The sequence below is a fragment of the Planctomonas deserti genome (assembly GCF_003067705.1).
In the GTDB taxonomy this organism is placed as follows: Bacteria; Actinomycetota; Actinomycetes; order Actinomycetales; family Microbacteriaceae; genus Planctomonas; species Planctomonas deserti.
The window spans coordinates 301,972-320,506 of sequence record NZ_QANL01000001.1 but is presented as its reverse complement, the minus strand read 5'-3'; the positions used below and the strand labels follow the sequence as shown (position 1 = coordinate 320,506).

At 70.8% G+C, this 18,535-nt stretch carries 14 protein-coding genes; 13 read left to right on the top strand and 1 reads right to left on the bottom strand.

Annotated features, from left to right (window positions below; genetic code table 11):
- The first annotated feature begins 122 nt into the window (after positions 1-122).
- The 5 genes from DAI20_RS01415 to DAI20_RS01395 are packed head-to-tail and all read left to right on the top strand — an operon-like array spanning position 123 to position 5,068.
- Positions 123-2,105: a glycosyltransferase gene (locus DAI20_RS01415; protein WP_108249668.1), complete on the top strand. Its 1,983-nt coding sequence runs from the start codon at positions 123-125 to the stop codon at positions 2,103-2,105.
- A complete protein-coding gene (locus DAI20_RS01410) occupies positions 2,105-2,437 on the top strand; it encodes an STAS domain-containing protein (RefSeq protein ID WP_108248800.1) in 333 nt (110 codons plus the stop codon). Before DAI20_RS01415 ends, DAI20_RS01410 begins: the two co-directional genes overlap by 1 nt.
- 1 nt (position 2,438) lies before the next feature.
- Positions 2,439-2,849, top strand: coding sequence for an ATP-binding protein (locus DAI20_RS01405; RefSeq protein WP_108248799.1), 411 nt, complete (start codon positions 2,439-2,441; stop codon positions 2,847-2,849).
- Positions 2,846-4,036 (top strand): PP2C family protein-serine/threonine phosphatase, encoded by a 1,191-nt coding sequence (locus DAI20_RS01400; RefSeq protein WP_108248798.1) that lies wholly within the window; start codon positions 2,846-2,848, stop codon positions 4,034-4,036. Before DAI20_RS01405 ends, DAI20_RS01400 begins: the two co-directional genes overlap by 4 nt.
- 48 nt (positions 4,037-4,084) lie before the next feature.
- Positions 4,085-5,068, top strand: coding sequence for a diacylglycerol/lipid kinase family protein (locus DAI20_RS01395; RefSeq protein WP_108248797.1), 984 nt, complete (start codon positions 4,085-4,087; stop codon positions 5,066-5,068).
- A gap of 6 nt (positions 5,069-5,074) precedes the next feature.
- Here the strand turns inward: DAI20_RS01395 and DAI20_RS01390 are convergent, their stop codons facing one another.
- Complete coding sequence (locus tag DAI20_RS01390) at positions 5,075-5,860, bottom strand: oxygenase MpaB family protein (RefSeq protein WP_240605813.1); 786 nt, start codon at positions 5,858-5,860, stop codon at positions 5,075-5,077.
- A gap of 233 nt (positions 5,861-6,093) precedes the next feature.
- On the opposite strand from DAI20_RS01390, the gene sucC reads away from it, so the two are divergent.
- The 8 genes from sucC to DAI20_RS01350 all read left to right on the top strand — a co-directional run bounded on the left by sucC (position 6,094) and on the right by DAI20_RS01350 (position 18,344).
- Positions 6,094-7,263 carry an ADP-forming succinate--CoA ligase subunit beta gene (gene sucC, locus DAI20_RS01385; RefSeq protein WP_108249667.1) on the top strand — a complete coding sequence of 390 codons (1,170 nt, stop codon included), beginning with the start codon at positions 6,094-6,096 and terminating at the stop codon, positions 7,261-7,263.
- A gap of 32 nt (positions 7,264-7,295) precedes the next feature.
- Entirely contained in the window at positions 7,296-8,183 is an 888-nt protein-coding gene (gene sucD, locus DAI20_RS01380; RefSeq protein WP_108248795.1) for a succinate--CoA ligase subunit alpha, read from the top strand.
- A 124-nt stretch (positions 8,184-8,307) separates the two neighbouring features.
- The gene (locus tag DAI20_RS01375; protein WP_108248794.1) at positions 8,308-9,633 is read left to right on the top strand and encodes a cell division protein PerM; all 1,326 of its coding nucleotides are present in this window, start codon (positions 8,308-8,310) and stop codon (positions 9,631-9,633) included.
- A 114-nt stretch (positions 9,634-9,747) separates the two neighbouring features.
- Positions 9,748-10,335, top strand: coding sequence for a phosphoribosylglycinamide formyltransferase (gene purN, locus DAI20_RS01370; protein ID WP_108248793.1), 588 nt, complete (start codon positions 9,748-9,750; stop codon positions 10,333-10,335).
- A 20-nt stretch (positions 10,336-10,355) separates the two neighbouring features.
- On the top strand, positions 10,356-11,981 hold the full coding sequence (gene purH, locus DAI20_RS01365) for a bifunctional phosphoribosylaminoimidazolecarboxamide formyltransferase/IMP cyclohydrolase (RefSeq protein WP_108248792.1): 1,626 nt from the start codon (positions 10,356-10,358) through the stop codon (positions 11,979-11,981).
- Between the two features lie 655 nt (positions 11,982-12,636).
- Positions 12,637-14,124, top strand: coding sequence for a dimethylargininase (gene ddaH, locus DAI20_RS19030; protein WP_306766447.1), 1,488 nt, complete (start codon positions 12,637-12,639; stop codon positions 14,122-14,124).
- A 675-nt stretch (positions 14,125-14,799) separates the two neighbouring features.
- Entirely contained in the window at positions 14,800-16,539 is a 1,740-nt protein-coding gene (locus tag DAI20_RS01355; protein WP_108249665.1) for an ABC transporter ATP-binding protein, read from the top strand.
- A complete protein-coding gene (locus DAI20_RS01350; protein WP_108248791.1) occupies positions 16,536-18,344 on the top strand; it encodes an ABC transporter ATP-binding protein in 1,809 nt (602 codons plus the stop codon). The genes DAI20_RS01355 and DAI20_RS01350 overlap by 4 nt, the downstream gene beginning before the upstream one ends.
- Positions 18,345-18,535 lie beyond the last annotated feature (191 nt).

The following is an 18,535-nucleotide window of genomic DNA, read 5'->3' as shown; positions in this document are numbered from 1 at the left end:
GCGCCCCACACTGGGGGCAGCGAAGCGGCAGACGAACGCGGCCGCCCCGAATAGCATGATGATGCCCGCGGGGGAACCGGGCGGATACTGGGGATCGAAGTGCTAGGAACGAACGCGTGATGATGTCGCGTGTGGACCGGGGCGTGGGGGAGCGCGGACCGGTCGGATTCGCCCTGCTCCGGGTGCTCGTGGTGGCCACGATCGTGCTGGGGGTGAACTACGTCGCCTGGCGCTGGCTCTTCTCGCTGAACTGGTACGCCTGGTGGATCGCGATCCCGCTGGTGATCGCCGAGACGTACAGCCTCATCGACGTCGCCCTGTTCGGCATGACCATGTGGCGGGCCCGCACGCGGCCGCGTCCGCCCGCGCCCGAGGCCGGGCTCACCGTCGACGTCTTCATCACCACCTACAACGAGCCGATCGACATGGTCGCGGACACCGCCCGGGCGGCGAGGGACATCCGCTACCCGCACAACACCTGGATCCTGGACGACGGGGCGCGCGACGACATGCGCCAGGCCGCGGCCGAACTGGGCGTCGGCTACATCTCGCGCGGCGAGGAGTGGAAGGACCGCCCCCTGCACGCGAAGGCGGGCAACCTGAACAACGCGCTGCTGGCGACCGAGGGCGAGTTCCTGCTCATCCTCGACGCTGACCAGGTGCCGCTCCCCGAGATCCTCGACAACGCCCTCGGCTACTTCGCCGATCCGAAGGTCGCCCTCGTGCAGACCCCGCAGGAGTTCGGCAACGTGGCGACGGGCGACCCGCTCGGCAGCCAGGCGCCCCTGTTCTACGGCCCCATCCAGCAGGGCAAGGACGGCTGGAACGCCGCCTTCTTCTGCGGATCGAACGCGCTGCTGCGGCGGGAGGCCCTCATGCAGCTGGGGCTCACCCAGTACGTGCGCGAGGTGGAGCGCGCCGTGCTCGTCGCGCTGCGCGGGGCCGACCGGGTGATCGCCCGCGCCCGACGGGGCACCGACGCGAACGACGTCATGGTCAACGCGGCACTCGACGAGATCGCGCTCGCCGTCGACACCGCGCGTACGAGCCTCAAGCAGGGCGAGCCAATCGCCCGCGTCACCTACGACCTGCAGCAGCAGATCGACGCCGTGTCGCACGCGATGGTGTCGTTCGACCTGCACCTGCTCGAGATGGACCTCGCGGCCATCCGAGAGCTGGACGCGGGCACGGGCGATCAGCTCGACGTGCTGCTCGACGTGGACACGACCGTCGACACGCTCGCCATGCGCCAGCTCTCGCCGCTCGGCGCGCTCGAGTCGGTGCAGGCCCTGCTGCGCACCATCGACGTCGACCGCTCGGACGAGGCCGTTCCGCTCATGCCGCTGGCCACCATCTCCGTGACGGAGGACATGGCCACGTCCATGCGCCTGCACGGCCTGGGCTGGAAGACCGTGTACCACCACGAGCTGCTCGCGATCGGGCTCGCGCCGGAGGACCTCGGTACCATGCTCAAGCAGCGGCTGCGCTGGGCGCAGGGCACCATGCAGGTGATGCTCCGCGAGAACCCGCTCGTGCAGCGCGGCATGACCTGGGCGCAGCGGCTCATGTACTTCTCCACGATGTGGAGCTACCTCAGCGGCTTCGCCGCCGTGGTCTACTTCACCGCTCCGATCGTGTTCCTGTGCTTCGGCGTGCTGCCGGTCGACTCCAACGCCGCCGAGTTCTTCGCGCGCTTCCTGCCGTTCATGATCGTGAACCAGCTCCTCTTCGTGGTCAGCAGCCGGGGGGTCTCGACCTGGCGGGGCCAGCAGTACAGCCTCGCCCTGTTCCCGATCTGGATCCGCTCCGTCACGAGCGCCGTGGCGAACGTGTACTTCAACCGTCCCCTCGGCTTCGTCGTCACCTCCAAGACGCGCCAGGAGGGCAACCAGTGGGGCCTCGTGCGGGTGCAGCTCGTGCTCGCGTGCCTCCTCGTCATCTCGACGGTCATCGGCGTCACCCGGCTCGTGCTCGGCGTCGGTGAGCCCATCGGCACGCTGGTCAACGTCGCGTGGGTCGTGTTCGACCTCGTCGTCCTCAGCGTTCTCATCCCCGCAGCCCGCTTCCGGGGCTTCGAATCCAACACACAGGAGGTATCCGCCTAATGGAATACACAGTCAAGGATCTGGGCGGCGGTGTCGCCGTGCTGCACCTCGACGGCCGGCTCAACATGACAAGCGCCGCACGGCTGCGCGAGGCCGTGACGAGCACGGTCGCCAACGGCCACCCGCGCATCGCGGTCGACCTCGCCAACGTGGACTTCATGGACTCGTCGGGACTGGGCGCGCTGATCAGCGGGCTGAAGACGGCGAGGCAGGCAGGCGGCGACCTGCGCATCGCCGCACCCTCCGAGCAGGTGAAGCTCGTGCTTCAGCTGACCAACATGGAGCGGGTACTCCTGGCGCACGAGCGCGCCGAAACCGCCTTCAGTGGCTGACATGGCGACGCACACGCTGCACATGGCCGTCCCGCCCGGGGACGTCGACGCCGTGCACGCTCTGCTGGAGACGGTGTGGGCGGACGTCCCCGACATCCCGATGATGGAGCGGTTCAAGTTCGAGACCGCTCTTCTCGAGCTCGCCTCGAACGTCGTCAAGCACGCGGACGGCGGCTACGGCCTGTGGTGCACCCTCGAGATCGACGCCCGGCCCGGGCGCATCGAGGCGATGGTGCTCGACGACGGTGAGCCGTCGGACGCGAACGTGCTCGAGCCGCGGGAGATGCCAGACGAGCTGTCCGAGTCCGGCAGGGGCATCGCCATGATCCAGGCGCTCGTCGACGACCTGGCGTACTCGCGGGAGGGGACGACGAACCGCTGGCGCATCTCGCGACGCTTCGTGGCGGAATGACGACGGGGTACGCGACCCGCGGCGCGGACGCGGTCGTGAGCGAGGCCCAGCGTCAGGAGGCGCTCGACGAGCTCGGGATCCTCGACACGGCGCCCGAGGAGCGATTCGATCGCATCACCCGCATGGCGGCCCGCATCTTCGGCACCCGCTCGTCCGCGATCTCCTTCATCGACCGGGACCGGCAGTGGCTGAAGTCCGTCGTCGGCGAGGTGGATCGGGAGAAGCGGCGGAGCGACGCGTTCTGCGACACCGTGGTGCGGGAGCGCGACACCCTGGTCGTCCCGGACGCCAGTGCGGATCCGCGCTTCAAGCACAACCCGTTCGTGGAGGGCGACCCGGGCCTCCGGTTCTACGCCGGTCACCCGCTCGAGGCGCCCGGAGGTGAGCCCGTCGGCAGCTTCTGCGTCTTCGGTCCCGAGCCGCGCACGATGACGGACGACGACATCCGCCTGCTGCGGGACTTCGCCGGTTGGGTGCAGGACGAGCTGTGGGCGAGCGAGGAGCTCGACCGCGCCGCCGAGGTGCAGCGCGGCCTCCTGCCGAAGGAGCCGATCCGGCCGCCGGGGTATGACGTCGCGGCGCGGTGCCTGCCCGCGCGCGTCGTCGGCGGTGACTTCTACTCCTGGCAGGAGACGCCCGGCGGCGCAGCGTTCACCATCGGCGACGTCATGGGGAAGGGGCTGTCCGCGGCGATCATCGCGGCCACCGTGCGCGGCGTGTTCCTCGGTACCGGCGTCCAGGGGGACATCGTGGCCATGGCCACGGCCGCAGCCGACGTCCTGCAACCGGACCTCGAGGAGGCCGGCAGCTTCGTGACCATGCTCCACGCGCGGCTCGACGCCGCATCGGGGGACCTGCGCTACCTCGACTCCGGTCACGGCCTTGGCCTGATCGTGCGCGCGGACGGCAGCACCGAACGGCTGTTCTCGGTGAACCCGCCGCTCGGCATCGACCTCGGCATCCCGCTGATCGCCCGGCACACGACGATCGGTCCGGGGGACGCATTCGTCGCTGTGAGCGACGGCGTGCTCGACCTCTTCGACGGCACCCTCACCGGGCTCGAGGAGGTCGCCGCGATCGTGCGCCGCGGGCCGGACGCACAGGCCGCCGTGGACGGCATCCTCGCGCTGACCCCGCGCCGCGCGGCCGACGACGTGACCGTGGTCATCGTGCGTCGCCGAGGCTGAGCGCCGCAAACCCTCGCAGAAACCGGGGCGGCCCGCCACACTGGGGGGATGACTGAAGCAGGAACCTCGACGCGGACCCAGACCGCGGCCGTCGTCTACAACCCCATCAAGGTCGACCTCGAAGCCATCCGGGCCGTCGTCGCGACGGAGGAGGCCGCGGCCGGCTGGGCCGAGACGCTGTGGTTCGAGACCTCCGTCGAGGATCCCGGGCAGGGGGCCGCGCGCGAGGCGCTGGAGGCCGGCGCCACGATGGTCATCGCGGCAGGCGGCGACGGCACGGTGCGCGCGATCGCCGAGGTCGTCTACCCGAGCGACGCCACGCTCGCGCTGCTGCCGTCCGGCACCGGGAACCTGCTGGCGCGCAACCTGAAGCTGACGCTCAACGACCTCCAGCACTCCATCCACTCCGCCTTCTCGGGCACCGACCGTGACATCGACATCGCCGAGATCGACATCCGTCACGAGGACGGCTCGATGACCTCCCACGCCTTCCTCGTGATGGCGGGACTCGGGCTCGACGCCAAGATGCTGGCCAACACGGACGACGAGCTCAAGAAGAAGGTCGGCTGGCTCGCGTACGTCAGCGCGTTCGGGAAGGCGCTGCTCGACAAGAACCAGCTGCGGGTCAAGTACAAGCTCGACGACAAGCGGGTGAGGTCGATTCGAGCCCACACCATCATCGTCGGCAACACCGGCGCGCTGCAGGCGAACGTGCTGCTCCTGCCGGAGGCCGTCATCGACAACGGCGAGTTCGAGATCCTGCTGCTGCGACCGGAGGGCCTGGTCAGCTGGGTGCAGATCGCCGTGAAAATCCTCTGGGAGAACGGGGTGCTACGCCGCCTCCGCTTCGGCGACAAGCTCATGACCAAGGAGGTCGACGCGCTGAACTACCAGAAGGCGAAGCTCGTCACGGTCCGGCTGAGCCGCCCCGAGGAGATCCAGCTCGACGGCGACGGGTTCGGGCGCGCGGTGGCCTTCCGCGCGCGCATCGTGCCGGGCGGCTTGACCGTGCGCGTTCCCGCCGAGGAGTAGCCCGCCCTACGCGGCGGCCGGTCGTGCGCGCCGCGTGCCGCGCAGCACGCCGAGGCAGTAGTCGCGGGGCCAGTGCCGGATGCGGGCGGGCAGCAGCGGGTACACGAGCCGGGTCACCGCGAGGAGCAGCAGGAACCGGCGCCGGCGGCGCGGTCCCCACGGCATCCCGTACTCCCGGCGCAGGCGGGGCGGCAGGAGACCGGCGGTCGCGAGCCGGCCGAGAGGCAGCGCCGCCCTCATCCAGAGCGGTGCCGCGACCGGGTGCAGCAGGGCGTCGGCGACCGATCGCGCCTCGTCCGTCACGGTGAGCCGGTCGACCGCGGCCCGCCAGTACCGGTCGAACGCGGCGCGATCCGCCGGCCACCGCTCGGCCGGCATCTGCAGGCTGGTGCCGAGCGCCACCCACTCCGCGTAGATCCGGTCGGCGGCCTCGGCGTCGAGGGCGCCGAACACGACCTCGTGCATGCGCACCGCGGCGTCCCACAGGGTGGCCGCGACCCAGAGCTGCAGCTGCGGGTCGACGGCGTCGTAGGCCGGTCTGTCCCCGTCGGCGTCATCGCGCACTGCGCGGTGCGCGGCGTTGACGAGGGCGACGGCCCGGCGCACGTCCTCGGTCGTGCCGCAGCCGACCGCGTAGGAGTAGGCGAGGGTGTTGCGCAGCCGCCCCACGGGGTCGCGGACGAAGCCCGAGTGCGCGGCGACGCCGCGGCCGACCGCCGGGTCGGCGATCTGCATCAGGATGGCGTACCCGCCCGCGCCGATCAGCAGCGCCTCGCTTCCGAGCTCCGCCATGCTTCCCCACCGGGGTCGCTCCCACCGCATCCCGCGCCTCCGCTCCCCGGTTCCACCGTGTGCGCGACTCCGCCGATCGTCCCGCACACGGAAACGCTAGCGGTAGGCTTTTTGACGGTCTCTCGGAACCACGGACTCGGCGCGGATCCTTTCGCGCGGGGCGGCTCCCGACCGACGAACTCAAACACCGCGACTACGCGCGCCGGAGCCGGCGCGCGGATGGGATGGACAGCGTGGACCTATTCGAATACCAGGCGAGGGACCTCTTCGAGTCCTACGGAGTGCCGGTGCTGCCGGGGATCGTCGCGGACACGCCCGAGGAGGTGCGCGCCGCCGCGGAGAAGCTCGGCGGCACCGTCGTCGTGAAGGCCCAGGTCAAGACCGGCGGCCGCGGCAAGGCGGGCGGCGTGAAGGTCGTCAAGACCCCGGAGGCCGCGTTCGAGGCGGGACAGGCCATCCTCGGTCTGGACATCAAGGGTCACACCGTGCAGCGCGTGATGGTCGCCGCCGGCGCCCGGATCGCCCAGGAGTTCTACTTCTCGATCCTGCTCGACCGCGCCAACCGCTCCTACCTGTCGCTCACCAGCGTCGAGGGCGGCATGGAGATCGAGGAGCTCGCGGTCACGAAGCCGGAGGCCCTCGCCCGCGTCGAGGTCGACCCGCTGGCCGGCGTCGACGCCGAGAAGGCCCGCGAGATCGCCCGCGCCGCGTCGTTCCCGGAGGAGCTGATCGAGAAGGTCGCTCCCGTGATCGAGCGCCTCTGGACGGTCTACCGCGACGAGGACGCAACGCTGGTCGAGGTGAACCCGCTCGTGCTCACCGAGGACGGCGAGATCATCGCACTGGACGGCAAGGTCACGCTCGACGAGAACGCCGGGTTCCGGCACCCGGAGCACGAGGCGCTCGTCGTCGCGGGCGACACCGACCCGCTCGAGGCCAAGGCCAAGGAGTCCGACCTCAACTACGTGAAGCTCGACGGCCAGGTGGGAATCATCGGGAACGGCGCCGGACTCGTGATGAGCACGCTCGACGTCGTCTCCTACGCGGGCGAGAAGCACGGCGGCGTCACGCCGGCCAACTTCCTCGACATCGGCGGCGGCGCGTCCGCCGAGGTCATGGCGGCCGGCCTCGACGTCATCCTCGGCGACGACCAGGTCAAGAGCGTGTTCGTGAACGTCTTCGGTGGCATCACCGCCTGCGACGCCGTCGCGAACGGCATCGTCGGCGCGCTCGACAAGCTGGGCGACGCCGCCTCGAAGCCCCTCGTGGTGCGCCTCGACGGCAACAACGTCGAGGAGGGCAGGCGCATCCTCGCGGAGGCAGCCCACCCGCTCGTGACCGTCGTCGACACCATGGACGAGGCGGCCGACCGCGCAGCAGAGCTCGCCAACGCCGCCAACTGATCCGCGTTCCGACAGAGAAAAGGAAAACACCCATGTCGATTCTTCTCGACGAGAACTCGATCATCATCGTCCAGGGCCTCACCGGATCCGAGGGGAGCAAGCACGCGGCACGCATGCTGCGCTCCGGCTCGCGCATCGTCGGCGGCGTCAACCCCCGCAAGGCGGGCACCCAGGTGGAGATCGAGGGCACCTCGCTGCCGATCTTCGGCACGGTCGCCGACGCCATGGCCGAGACCGGCGCGACAGTCTCCGTCATCTTCGTGCCGCCGGCCTTCGCGAAGGACGCCGTCATCGAGGCCGTGGACGCGGGCATCCCGCTCGCCGTCGTCATCACGGAGGGCATCCCGGTGAAGGACTCCGCCGAGTTCTGGGCGCACGCCAACAACCACGGCAACAAGACCCGGATCATCGGCCCGAACTGCCCCGGCGTCATCAGCCCCGGCAAGTCGAACGCCGGCATCATCCCGGCCACCATCACGGACGCCGGCCCCATCGGCCTCGTCTCCAAGTCGGGCACCCTGACCTACCAGATGATGTTCGAGCTGCGCGACATCGGCATCTCCACCGCCGTCGGCATCGGCGGCGACCCGATCATCGGGACCACCCACATCGACGCGCTCGCCGCGTTCGAGGCGGACCCGGAGACCAAGGCCATCGTCATGATCGGCGAGATCGGCGGCGACGCCGAGGAGCGCGCAGCCGACTTCATCCAGAAGAACGTGACGAAGCCCGTCGTCGCCTACGTCGCCGGCTTCACCGCCCCCGAGGGTAAGACCATGGGCCACGCCGGCGCCATCGTCTCGGGCGGCAGCGGAACGGCGCAGGGCAAGAAGGAGGCCCTCGAGGCCGCGGGCGTGCGCGTCGGCAAGACGCCGACGGAGACCGCCAACCTCATGCGCGAGGTCATCCAGGCCCTGTAGGCGTCCCGTAGGCATCGTGAGGTGCCGCCTTCGGTCCCGCCGGCAGCTCGGGAGGGTCCGAAGGCGGCACCTCACGGCGTTTGAGCGGGGCCGTCCAGGCGGGCGCCGGTAGGGTCGAAGCCGCATGAATCGTCCAACCACCGCGCTCTTCGCGGCCCTCGAAGCCCTCCTGGTCGCCGCGATCGGCATCGGCATCCCGCTCGTACCGCTCACGGTGCTCTGGGCGACCCAGTACGACCTGCAGATCGACTGGGCGGTGTTCTTCCGGGCCGCGGTCGACGTCTGGCTGCTCGGCCACGGGGCGGACCTCGCGGTCGTCCTCGACCCCGCCATCGCCGCCTCCCTCGGCCTCGCCGGCGCCGAGGCGCCGTTCACGCTGACCCTCGCGCCGCTCGGCTTCGCCGTGCTCACCCTGCTGCTCGGGATGCGCGCGGGCCGCCGCCTCGGCGACACCGACCACCGCGCACTGGGGCTCGCAGCCGCCGTCGCGGTCTTCGCCCTGATCGCGGTCGGCGTCACCCTGCTGGCCCAGCACCCGAACGCCGCGCCCGCGCTTGCACAGGGGATCGTGCTGCCCACGCTCGTCTTCGGCTCCGGCGTCGCCATCGGCTCCGAGCTCGGCCGCCGGCGCCGATCCCGTGCCTCCGCGGCGGGCGCCAGCCTCTCGGCCCGGGCGTCCTCCCTCGGATCGACGCTGGGTGCGACGCTCCGCTCCTCGCGGGCCGGACGGGCGGTGCTTGCTCCGGTGCGGAGCGCGCGCGAGCGGCTCGACGCGGTGCCGGGTCACCTGCGCGCGTCCGCCGCGTCCGCCCTGTCCGGCGGGGCCGCATCGGCCTTCGCCGTGATCGCCGCCGCCTCGATCGCGGTCGCCGTGCTGCTCGCGACCGGGTACGCGCGGGTCATCACGCTCTACGAGTCCCTGCAGACGGGCGTCGCCGGCGGCATCGCCCTCACGCTCGCGCAGCTCGCGCTCATCCCGAACGTCGTGCTGTGGGGCGCGAGCTGGCTCGTCGGGCCGGGCTTCGCCATCGGCACCGGCTCGTCCGTCTCGCCGCTCGGCACCTCCCTCGGCCCCATCCCCGCCCTTCCGCTGCTCGGCCCGCTGCCGCAGGGCGAGCTGACCTTCGGTCTGCTCGGCGTGCTCGTGCCCGTGCTCGCCGGCTTCCTCTCCGCGGTCGCGCTGCAGCCGCGCGTGCGCCGCGCGTTCGGCGGCACCGACCCCGGGCGCCGCTGGCTCGCCGCGGTCGGCGCAGGCATGGGCCTCGCGGGCGCGGTCGTGCTCGCCGTGCTCACCTGGTGGTCCGCCGGGTCGGCCGGGCCCGGCCGCCTCGCCGATGTGGGCCCCTCGCCGTGGTGGGTGCTGCTGTTCGCGTTCCTCGAGATCGGCGGGGGCGCCGTGCTCGGGATGCTGGCGGCCGCCCGGGGCATCCGCCTGCCGCGTCGCCGCTAGCTGGACCGCCGGACCGGCGGACCGGCGGACCGGCAACTGCCGGTGCGACCAGGGCGCCGAGCGGGCAACCGCCGGTGGGACCGGCGCTTCCGCGGCCGCCGCTAGGCTTGTCGAGTGCTGAAGGTCGTGGTGCTCATCTCGGGTGGCGGATCCAACCTCCGGGCGCTGCTGCAGGCGACCGAGGATCCGGGCTATCCGGCGCGCGTGATCGCCATCGGGGCGGATCGCGACGCGGACGGGCTCGGGCTCGCCGAGGAGTTCGGCATCCCATCGTTCACGGTGCCGTTCACGAACTTCGCCACCCGTGAGGAGTGGGCGGCCGAGCTCGTCCGCCAGATCCGCGTGTGGCAGCCGGACCTGGTGGTGCTGAGCGGCTTCATGCGGCTGCTGCCGCCCTCAGCCGTCGAGGCGCTCACGCCCAACCTGATCAACACCCACCCGGCGTACCTGCCCGAGTTCCCCGGCGCCCACGCCGTGCGCGACGCCTTCGCGGCGGGCGTCACGGAGACCGGGGCATCCATCATCGTGGTCGACAACGGCGTCGACAGCGGACCGATCATCGCCCAGCAGCGCGTGCCCGTGCTGCCCGGTGACACCGAGACGACGCTGCACGAGCGCATCAAGGTGGTGGAGCGCACCCTGCTCGTGCAGACGGTGCGCGACATCGCCGACGGAGCGCTCGCGCTCGAGACCCTGACCTGAGACCCCGGAGGCACTGCACCATGAGCGGACCCACCCACGACCCGGCCAGCTACCGGGAGCGCGACCTCGTGAAGATCGAGCGCGCGCTCATCTCCGTGAGCGACAAGACGGGGCTCGTCGAGCTCGCGGAAGCCCTCGCGGCGGCCGGCGTCGAGATCGTGTCGACGGGATCCACCGCGAAGACCATCTCCGACGCGGGTGTCGCCGTGACCGAGGTCTCCACCGTCACGGGCTTCCCCGAGTCGCTCGACGGCCGCGTCAAGACGCTGCACCCCGCCGTACACGCCGGGCTGCTCGCCGACCTCCGCCTCGAGTCGCACGAGCGGCAGCTCGGCGAGCTGGGCATCGCGCCCTTCCAGCTCGCCGTGGTGAACCTGTACCCCTTCGTGGAGACCGTCGCCTCCGGCGCATCGGCCGCCGACGTCGTCGAGCAGATCGACATCGGCGGCCCGGCGCTCGTGCGCGCGTCGGCGAAGAACCACGCAAACGTCGCCGTCGCGGTGTCGCCCGCGAGCTACCCGGTGATCCTCGAAGCGCTGCGGTCGGGCGGGACGTCGCTCGTGCAGCGCCGCGCTCTCGCGGCTACCGCGTTCGCGCACACCGCCGCCTACGACGCCGCCGTCGCGGCGTGGTTCGAGGCGCCCGAGGGGACGGGTGGCGCGTCCGACGCGACGCCGGCCGACGGCGCGGACTTCGCGGACTCCCTCACCTCGGAGTTCTCCCTCACCCAGGTGCTCCGCTACGGCGAGAACTCGCACCAGAAGGCCGCGCTCTACTCGAGCCCCGGGGGAGCGGGCATCGCCCAGGCCGAGCAGCTGCACGGCAAGGAGATGTCGTACAACAACTACGTCGACGCGGACGCGGCCGTGCGCGCCGCCTTCGACTTCGCCGAGCCCGCGGTCGCGATCATCAAGCACGCGAACCCGTGCGGCATCGCGGTTGCCACCCCGACGGCGGTGGACCCCATCGCGTCCGCCCACCGGCGCGCGCACGACTGCGACCCCGTGTCCGCGTTCGGCGGCGTGATCGCCGCGAATCGCACGGTGACGCTCGGCATGGCCGAGACGGTGAAGGAGATCTTCACCGAGGTGCTCGTGGCGCCCGGATTCGAGCCGGACGCGCTCGCGCTGCTGAAGACCAAGAAGAACCTGCGCCTGCTGCAGCTGCCCGCCGGGTACGAGCGCGAGCCGCGCGAGGTGCGGCAGATCAGTGGCGGCGCCCTCGTGCAGACCGCGGACACCTTCGACGGGTTCGACCCGTCCTCCTGGACGCTCGTGTCCGGTGCCGAGGCGGACCAGGCGACGCGTGCGGACCTCGAGTTCGCGTGGAAGGCCTGCCGCTCGGTGAAGTCGAACGCCATCCTGCTCGCCCACGCCGGCGCATCCGTCGGCGTCGGAATGGGACAGGTGAACCGGGTCGACTCGTGCCACCTCGCCGTGAGCCGGGCCGGCGCCCGGGCGAGCGGATCCGTGGCGGCGTCGGACGCGTTCTTCCCGTTCGCGGACGGCCTCGAGGTGCTCCTCCAGGCCGGCGTGCGCGCGGTGGTGCAGCCCGGCGGCTCGGTGCGGGACGAGGAGGTCATCGCGGCAGCCCAGGCGGCGGGCGTGACCATGTACTTCACGGGCGAGCGCCACTTCTTCCACTGATCCGCGCGTGCCCGCGGTGTGCGGGTAGGAGTGTGAGGTGCGTGCGGTGTAGGTGCGTGTGGGTGCTCGGTTTGTCGGTGCGCGTGCTCAACGCAGGCTCCCCGTTCCCGAACGCAGGCTCCCTCTAAGCCGCACCCGCGTAGTTCCGTGCATTGAACCCTCGCGAACGCCCGTGGAGCCTGTGTGGGGAATGGTGAGCCTGTGTTGGGATCCGTCGAGCCTGTGTTCGGTGCTGGGTAGCCGAAGTCCCGTCCCGATCCTGCGCCGCCGCCCCACGTCTCTCCGGATTCCCGTGTCGCCGGCCCTGCGCGACCCTGCGCACCCCGCCACTCGACGCAATTCAGCAGATGTGAGCGGGCGGTCGGCGTGTCGTTGCTTCCAGACGGCGTGTCGAGTGAGATCTGCTGAATAACGTCGTTCGGCGGGGCGGATCTGCTGAGTTGCGCGAGATGTGGGCCCGAATCTGCTGGGTTGCGTTGGTCCGGGGCGTGATTTGCTGAGTTGCGTTGCTCCGGGGCGAGATTTGCTGATCTGCGTCGGTGCTCATCCCGATCTGCGGGTTGCGTCGCGCCCGCGCGTCCGCGCCCGCGCGGCCGCGGGTCCGGGGACGGCGCTCTCGGACTGCTCATAAGGTGGGCCTGTAGGGTCGTTGCTCGTGACTTCAGCGCCCCCGAACGACCCGAACAGCCGCGACCGCAACGACGCAGGCGGGACGAACCAGCCCGGTGAGGCCGCACCCGTGTCCGCGTCCCGCGCCGTGGGGTCGTCGGGGATGGGCGGTGGCGCCGGTCGCAGCACGGGCTCGAGCTCCAGCGGGGCATCCCCGTCGCGCGGACGCCGCGGCACCCGCGGCACCCGCACCACCCGCACCACCCGCACCACCGGCGGCACCCGCACCACCGGCACCCCCACCACCGCAGCGCCGCGGTCCATCGCCGACGTCTCCTTCGGGCGCGCGCTCGCCGCGTCCGTGCTCTCCGCCCTCGTGGTCGCGGCCGTGGCGCACGTCGTCAACGCGCTCGCCTACTTCGTGGGCGGCGGCAGCACCTTCCAGGTGCTCGCGCAGGTCAGCGCCTACTTCCTCTGGTCGAGCGTGTTCGCGTTCGTGCTGCTCGTCGCGTTCGCCGCGCTGGGCGGATTCCGGCGCTGGCACAACGCCCTCATCGTCGGCCTGGTGTCCGGCCTCGTGGGCGCCGTGCTCGGCACCATCCTCACCGTGACGAGCGGCGGGCAGCCGCTCAACTCCGACGTCCTCAGCTTCGCGGGTGCCAGCCTCGTCGGCGTCAACCTGATCTTCGTGCTCGCCTACGCGGTCGCCACCCCGACGCTGGGCCGCCGGGTCTGGAACGCCATGCTCGCAGCCCGGTCCACCGAGGACGAGCGGCCCCGCACCGCCCTCGTGCGGATCCCCGCGACCACGCTCGCGGAGGGGCAGCTCACCCACCTCGACCGCCAGCCCATCGACCAGCAGCTCGCCGACGAGCAGTGGGAGCGCTACGTGCTCGCGTTCGAGGAGAACGGCTGGAAGACGCGCGAGGTGCCCGCGGCGTCCGACCTCGCCGACTCGGTGTTCGTCGAGGATGCGGTCGTGCTGTTCGGCGACACCGCCGTGCTCACCAGCCCGGGTGCGCTGTCGCGCCGCGGCGAGATCGAGGGCGTCGAGGAGGCCGTGCGCGAGCTCGGCTTCGCGGTCGAGAGGATCGAGCTCCCCGGCACCCTGGACGGCGGCGACGTGCTCAAGGCCGGCGACAAGGTCTACGTCGGCCGCAGCGGCCGTACGAACGCGGAGGGCATCGCCCAGCTGCGCGCCATCGTGTCGCCGCTCGGTTACCGAGTCATCCCCGTGCCGGTGACGAAGACCCTGCACCTCAAGTCCCAGGTCACCGCGCTGCCCGACGGCACCGTGATCGGACACCCCGAGACCGTCGATGCGCCGGAGATGTTCGACCGCTTCCTCGCCGTGCCGGAACCGCACGGCTCCGCGGTGGTGGTGCTCGACGAGGGCACGCTGCTCATGTCCGCGTCCGCGCCGGCGACCGCTGCCCGCCTGGCCGACCTCGGCTACCGCGTGGTCACCGTCGACGTGTCGGAGTTCGAGAAGCTCGAGGGCTGCGTGACCTGCCTGTCCGTCCGCATCCGCTGACGCCACGCCGAGCCGACCCGGAGAGCCGGCCGACGAGCCGACCCGACCCGGAAAGCCGACCAAGAGGCTGAGCGGCACGGCGATCAAGCCGAGCGTGCCGAACGTCGGCGACGGTGGAGAAGCGAAAACCGAATAGTCCATCGGGAAATACAGTGCGCAAAGCGATATCGATGTATTCGATCTGTCAATAACTGCGATTCTTTTGCTTATGTCATTGCGGCAATTTCTCAGGGAGGGTTAGGGTAAAAGGCTGGTCGCGGCCGCCGGGGGAGTCGGTGGCGGGGATCGGCCTACGGATTCGACATACGCAGCCGAGGAGGACGTCATGACGACAGGCAACGCAACGGTGAACCGCGCCGGCTTGACGGCGGTCATCGGGGCCCTCCTTCCCCTCGGCCTTCCGACGTCTCCCCAGTCGGCCCGGCTCCGCTAGGAGGAACGGCCCCGGCACATCCGCCGGTCGGGCCGCCTCCATCGCCACCTCGTCGGCCGACCTCGCCGACCCCTTCTCCCGCGACGCCCTCCCCCCAGGGACGCCGCCGCACCTCCAGCATCGTCGCTACCACTCAAGAGGATTTCGTTTTGCCTGAGTCCGACCGGACCACCAACCCCCCAACCGCTCGCCGCGGGACCCTCGCCACGATCTCCCGGCTCTACCCCTACATCCGGCCCGCGATGCCGCGCATCGTGCTGGGCATGATCGCAGCGCTCATCGGCGCCGTCGTCGCGCTCATCATCCCGCAGGTGCTGCGCGGACTCGTCGACGGACCCCTGCAGGACGGTGACTCGGCCCAGGTCGTGCCGGCCGTGCTCTTCATCCTCGGACTCGGCGTGCTCGAGGCCGTCATGATCGCGCTGCGTCGCTGGTTCGTGCTCACCCCGGGCACCCAGGTGGAGTCGCGCCTGCGCAACGACTTCTACCGCAAGCTGCAGGACCTGCCCGTCGCCTTCCACGACCGCTGGCAGAGCGGGCAGCTGCTGTCCCGCATGGTCAGCGACCTGAACCTGATCCGGCGCTGGCTCTCATTCGGCATCGTGCTGTTCATCGTGAACATCGTCACGATCGGCATCGGCTTCGGGTTCCTGATCAGCATCAACGTGTACCTCGGCGTCGGCTTCCTGATCTGCTCCATCCCCATCTGGATCTACGGCTACGTGTTCGAGAAGAAGTACTCGATCATCACCCGCCGCAGCCAGGACCAGGCCGGAGACCTCGCGACTGCCGTCGAGGAGTCCGTGCACGGCATCCGGGTGCTCAAGGCCTTCGGCCGCGGCAAGCACATGCTGCGCAACTTCTCGAGCCAGGCGGAGGACCTGCGCGGCACGGAGATCGAGAAGGCGCGCGCCATCGCCGGCATCTGGCTATGGCTGCTGCTCGTGCCGGACGTCACGTTCGCGCTCGCGCTGCTCGCCGGCGTGCTGCTCGCCTACAACGGCGAGCTCTCGGTCGGCGACCTCGTCGGCTTCTTCGCGACCGCGACCGTGCTGCGCTGGCCGATCGAGTCCATCGGCTTCCTGCTCTCGATGACGTTCGACACCCGCACGGCGGTCGACCGCTACTTCGAGGTCATGGACGAGACGAACACGATCACCGACCCCGCGGAGCCGAAGACGATCGCCGAGCCCCACGGCCGGCTGACGTTCGACGACGTGCACTTCCGCTACCAGGACTCGCCCGCGCACGTGCCGGACCTGCTGAACGGCGTCGACCTCACGCTGGAGCCGGGCGAGACCATGGCGCTCGTGGGCCTCACCGGATCCGGCAAGTCGACCCTGACCGCGCTGCCGACGCGCCTGTACGACGTGACGGGGGGCGCGGTGCTGCTCGACGGCGTCGACGTGCGGGAGCTGAGCCGCGAGGACCTGCGCACCCACATCGCCATGGCGTTCGAGGATGCAACCCTGTTCTCCTCGTCGGTCCGCGACAACGTGCTGCTCGGCCGCCAGGAGTTCGCCGAAGGCGGCCCCGAGGCCGACGCGGCGCTCGCCGAGGCGCTGGAGATCGCCCAGGCGACGTTCGTGTACGACCTGCCCGACGGGGTCGACACGAAGGTCGGCGAGGAGGGCCTCAGCCTCTCCGGCGGACAGCGTCAGCGGCTGGCGCTCGCCCGCGCGGTCGCGGCGAAGCCCGACGTGCTCGTGCTCGACGACCCGCTGTCCGCCCTCGACGTCGACACGGAGGCGCTCGTCGAGGCGGCGCTGCGTCGCGTGCTCGCGTCGACGACCGCGCTCATCGTGGCCCACCGGCCGTCGACCGTGATGCTCGCCGACCGGGTGGCCCTGCTGGAGAACGGCCGGATCACCGCGATCGGCACGCACTCCGAGCTGCTCGCGACGAGTGAGCACTACCGATTCGTCATCTCGAGCCTCGAGGACGACCAGGACTCCGATCTGCGCGAGGAGGTGAGCGCATGAGCGTTCACGGTGTGACCGGCGAGGAGCGCGACGACTTCACGCGCGCGGAGAGCCGCGCCATCCGGCAGCGCTCGACGCGCCTGCTGGGATCCGCGCTCAAGCCGCTGAAGAAGAAGTTCATCCTCACGGTCGTCGTGATCCTCGTGGCGACCGCGGCCTCCGTGGTCGGGCCAGCGCTCATCGCGCTCGGCATCGACCGCGCGCTGCCCGCGCTCATCCAGCGCGAGGACTGGGTGCCGCTCGCCGCGGTGATCATCGGCTACCTGCTCGTCGGCATCGTCGGCGCGTTCCTGGTGGCACGGTTCCAGGTGCTGTCGGCGGAGATCGCGCAGGAGATCCTCATCGACCTGCGCAAGCGCGTCTTCCTGCACACGCAGCGGCTGAGCCTCGACTTCCACGAGAACTACACGTCGGGGCGGATCATCTCCCGGCAGACGAGCGACCTCGACTCCATCCGCGAGCTCCTCGCGGGCGGCGTCGCCCAGCTCGTGCAGGGCTCGCTGTTCATGCTGTTCACCTTCGTCGCGCTGTTCTCGCTCGACTGGGTGAGCGGCCTGATCCTTCTCGCCGCGCTCATCCCGCTCGCGTTCCTCACCCGCTGGTTCGCCCTAGCCTCGCAGAAGATGTTCCGCCGCACCCGCGTCGCGTCCGCCCGGCTGATCGTGCACTTCGTGGAGTCCATGACGGGCATCCGCGCCGTGAAGGCGTTCCGCAAGGAGAAGCGCAACGAGGAGGACTTCGCCGAGCTCGTCGAGGATTACCGCGACGCCAACGCGAAGGTCATCCAGCTGTTCGGCACGTACGACCCCGCGCTCGTGCTCATCGGCAACGTGACGCTTGCGGTCGTGCTGCTCATCGGCGGCCTGCGGATCGCGCAGGGCGACCTCGCGATCGGCGCCCTGCTCGCCGTGCTGCTGTACACGCGCCAGTTCTTCGGCCCCGCGCAGGAGATGGCGATGTTCTACAACGGCTACCAGTCGGCGTCCGCCGCGCTCGAGAAGATCTCGGGCGTGCTCGAGGAGAAGCCGGGCGTGCCGGACCCGACCGCGCCCATCGACCTGTGGAAGGCCCGCGGCCACGTGCGCTTCGACCGGGCCGAGTTCTCCTACAAGGAGGGCCGGGTCGTGCTGCCGGAGTTCTCGCTCGACATCCCGGCCGGGCAGACGATCGCCCTCGTCGGCTCCACGGGTGCGGGCAAGACGACGCTCGCCAAGCTGATCTCGCGCTTCTACGACCCCACGAAGGGCTCGATCACGCTCGACGGCGTCGACCTGCGCAAGCTGCACCCGAAGGACCTGCGCCGCGCGATCGTCATGGTGACCCAGGAGGCGTACCTGTTCTCCGGATCCGTCGCGGACAACATCGCGATCGGCAAGCCGGACGCGTCGTTGCAGGAGATCGAGGCGGCGGCGCGGGCGGTCGGCGCGGACGAGTTCATCCGCACGCTGCCGCAGGGCTACGACACCGACGTGAACAAGCGCGGCGGGCGCGTGTCGGCGGGTCAGCGTCAGCTGATCTCGTTCGCGCGGGCGTTCCTCGCGAACCCGTCGGTGCTCATCCTCGACGAGGCGACGTCGTCGCTCGACATCCCGAGCGAGCGCCTCGTGCAGGAGGGCCTGCAGACCCTGCTCGCGGACCGCACGGCCATCATCATCGCGCACCGCCTGTCGACGGTCGCGATCGCGGACCGCGTGCTCGTGATGGAGAAGGGCCGCATCGTGGAGGACGGGGCGCCCGAGCAGCTGATCAGCGGTGAGGGCCGGTTCGCCCAGCTGCACGCCGCCTGGCGCGACTCGCTGGTGTAGTCCCCGGGTTCCCTCGAGCGCATCGGGCTCACGGTTCGGGCGCGATCCCGACCCCGCAAGGAACGCAACTCAGCAGAACGGGAACGACACGCCGCCGCGAAGGCCCCGCGGGCGGCGTGTCGTTCTGTTCCTGCTGAATTGCGATGCGGTCTCGTCACGGTCCCTGAGCCTGTCGAAGGGACGAAAGGCAA

What these genes read in the sequence shown, in the direction of transcription:
- DAI20_RS01415 (WP_108249668.1), top strand. Translation starts at nt 123, where the DNA reads ATGTCGCGTGTGGACCGGGGCGTGGGGGAGCGCGGACCGGTCGGATTC.
- DAI20_RS01410 (WP_108248800.1), top strand. Translation starts at nt 2,105, where the DNA reads ATGGAATACACAGTCAAGGATCTGGGCGGCGGTGTCGCCGTGCTGCAC.
- DAI20_RS01405 (WP_108248799.1), top strand. Translation starts at nt 2,439, where the DNA reads ATGGCGACGCACACGCTGCACATGGCCGTCCCGCCCGGGGACGTCGAC.
- DAI20_RS01400 (WP_108248798.1), top strand. Translation starts at nt 2,846, where the DNA reads ATGACGACGGGGTACGCGACCCGCGGCGCGGACGCGGTCGTGAGCGAG.
- DAI20_RS01395 (WP_108248797.1), top strand. Translation starts at nt 4,085, where the DNA reads ATGACTGAAGCAGGAACCTCGACGCGGACCCAGACCGCGGCCGTCGTC.
- DAI20_RS01390 (WP_240605813.1), bottom strand. Translation starts at nt 5,860, where the DNA reads ATGGCGGAGCTCGGAAGCGAGGCGCTGCTGATCGGCGCGGGCGGGTAC.
- sucD (WP_108248795.1), top strand. Translation starts at nt 7,296, where the DNA reads ATGTCGATTCTTCTCGACGAGAACTCGATCATCATCGTCCAGGGCCTC.
- DAI20_RS01375 (WP_108248794.1), top strand. Translation starts at nt 8,308, where the DNA reads ATGAATCGTCCAACCACCGCGCTCTTCGCGGCCCTCGAAGCCCTCCTG.
- purH (WP_108248792.1), top strand. Translation starts at nt 10,356, where the DNA reads ATGAGCGGACCCACCCACGACCCGGCCAGCTACCGGGAGCGCGACCTC.
- DAI20_RS01355 (WP_108249665.1), top strand. Translation starts at nt 14,800, where the DNA reads ATGCCGCGCATCGTGCTGGGCATGATCGCAGCGCTCATCGGCGCCGTC.
- DAI20_RS01350 (WP_108248791.1), top strand. Translation starts at nt 16,536, where the DNA reads ATGAGCGTTCACGGTGTGACCGGCGAGGAGCGCGACGACTTCACGCGC.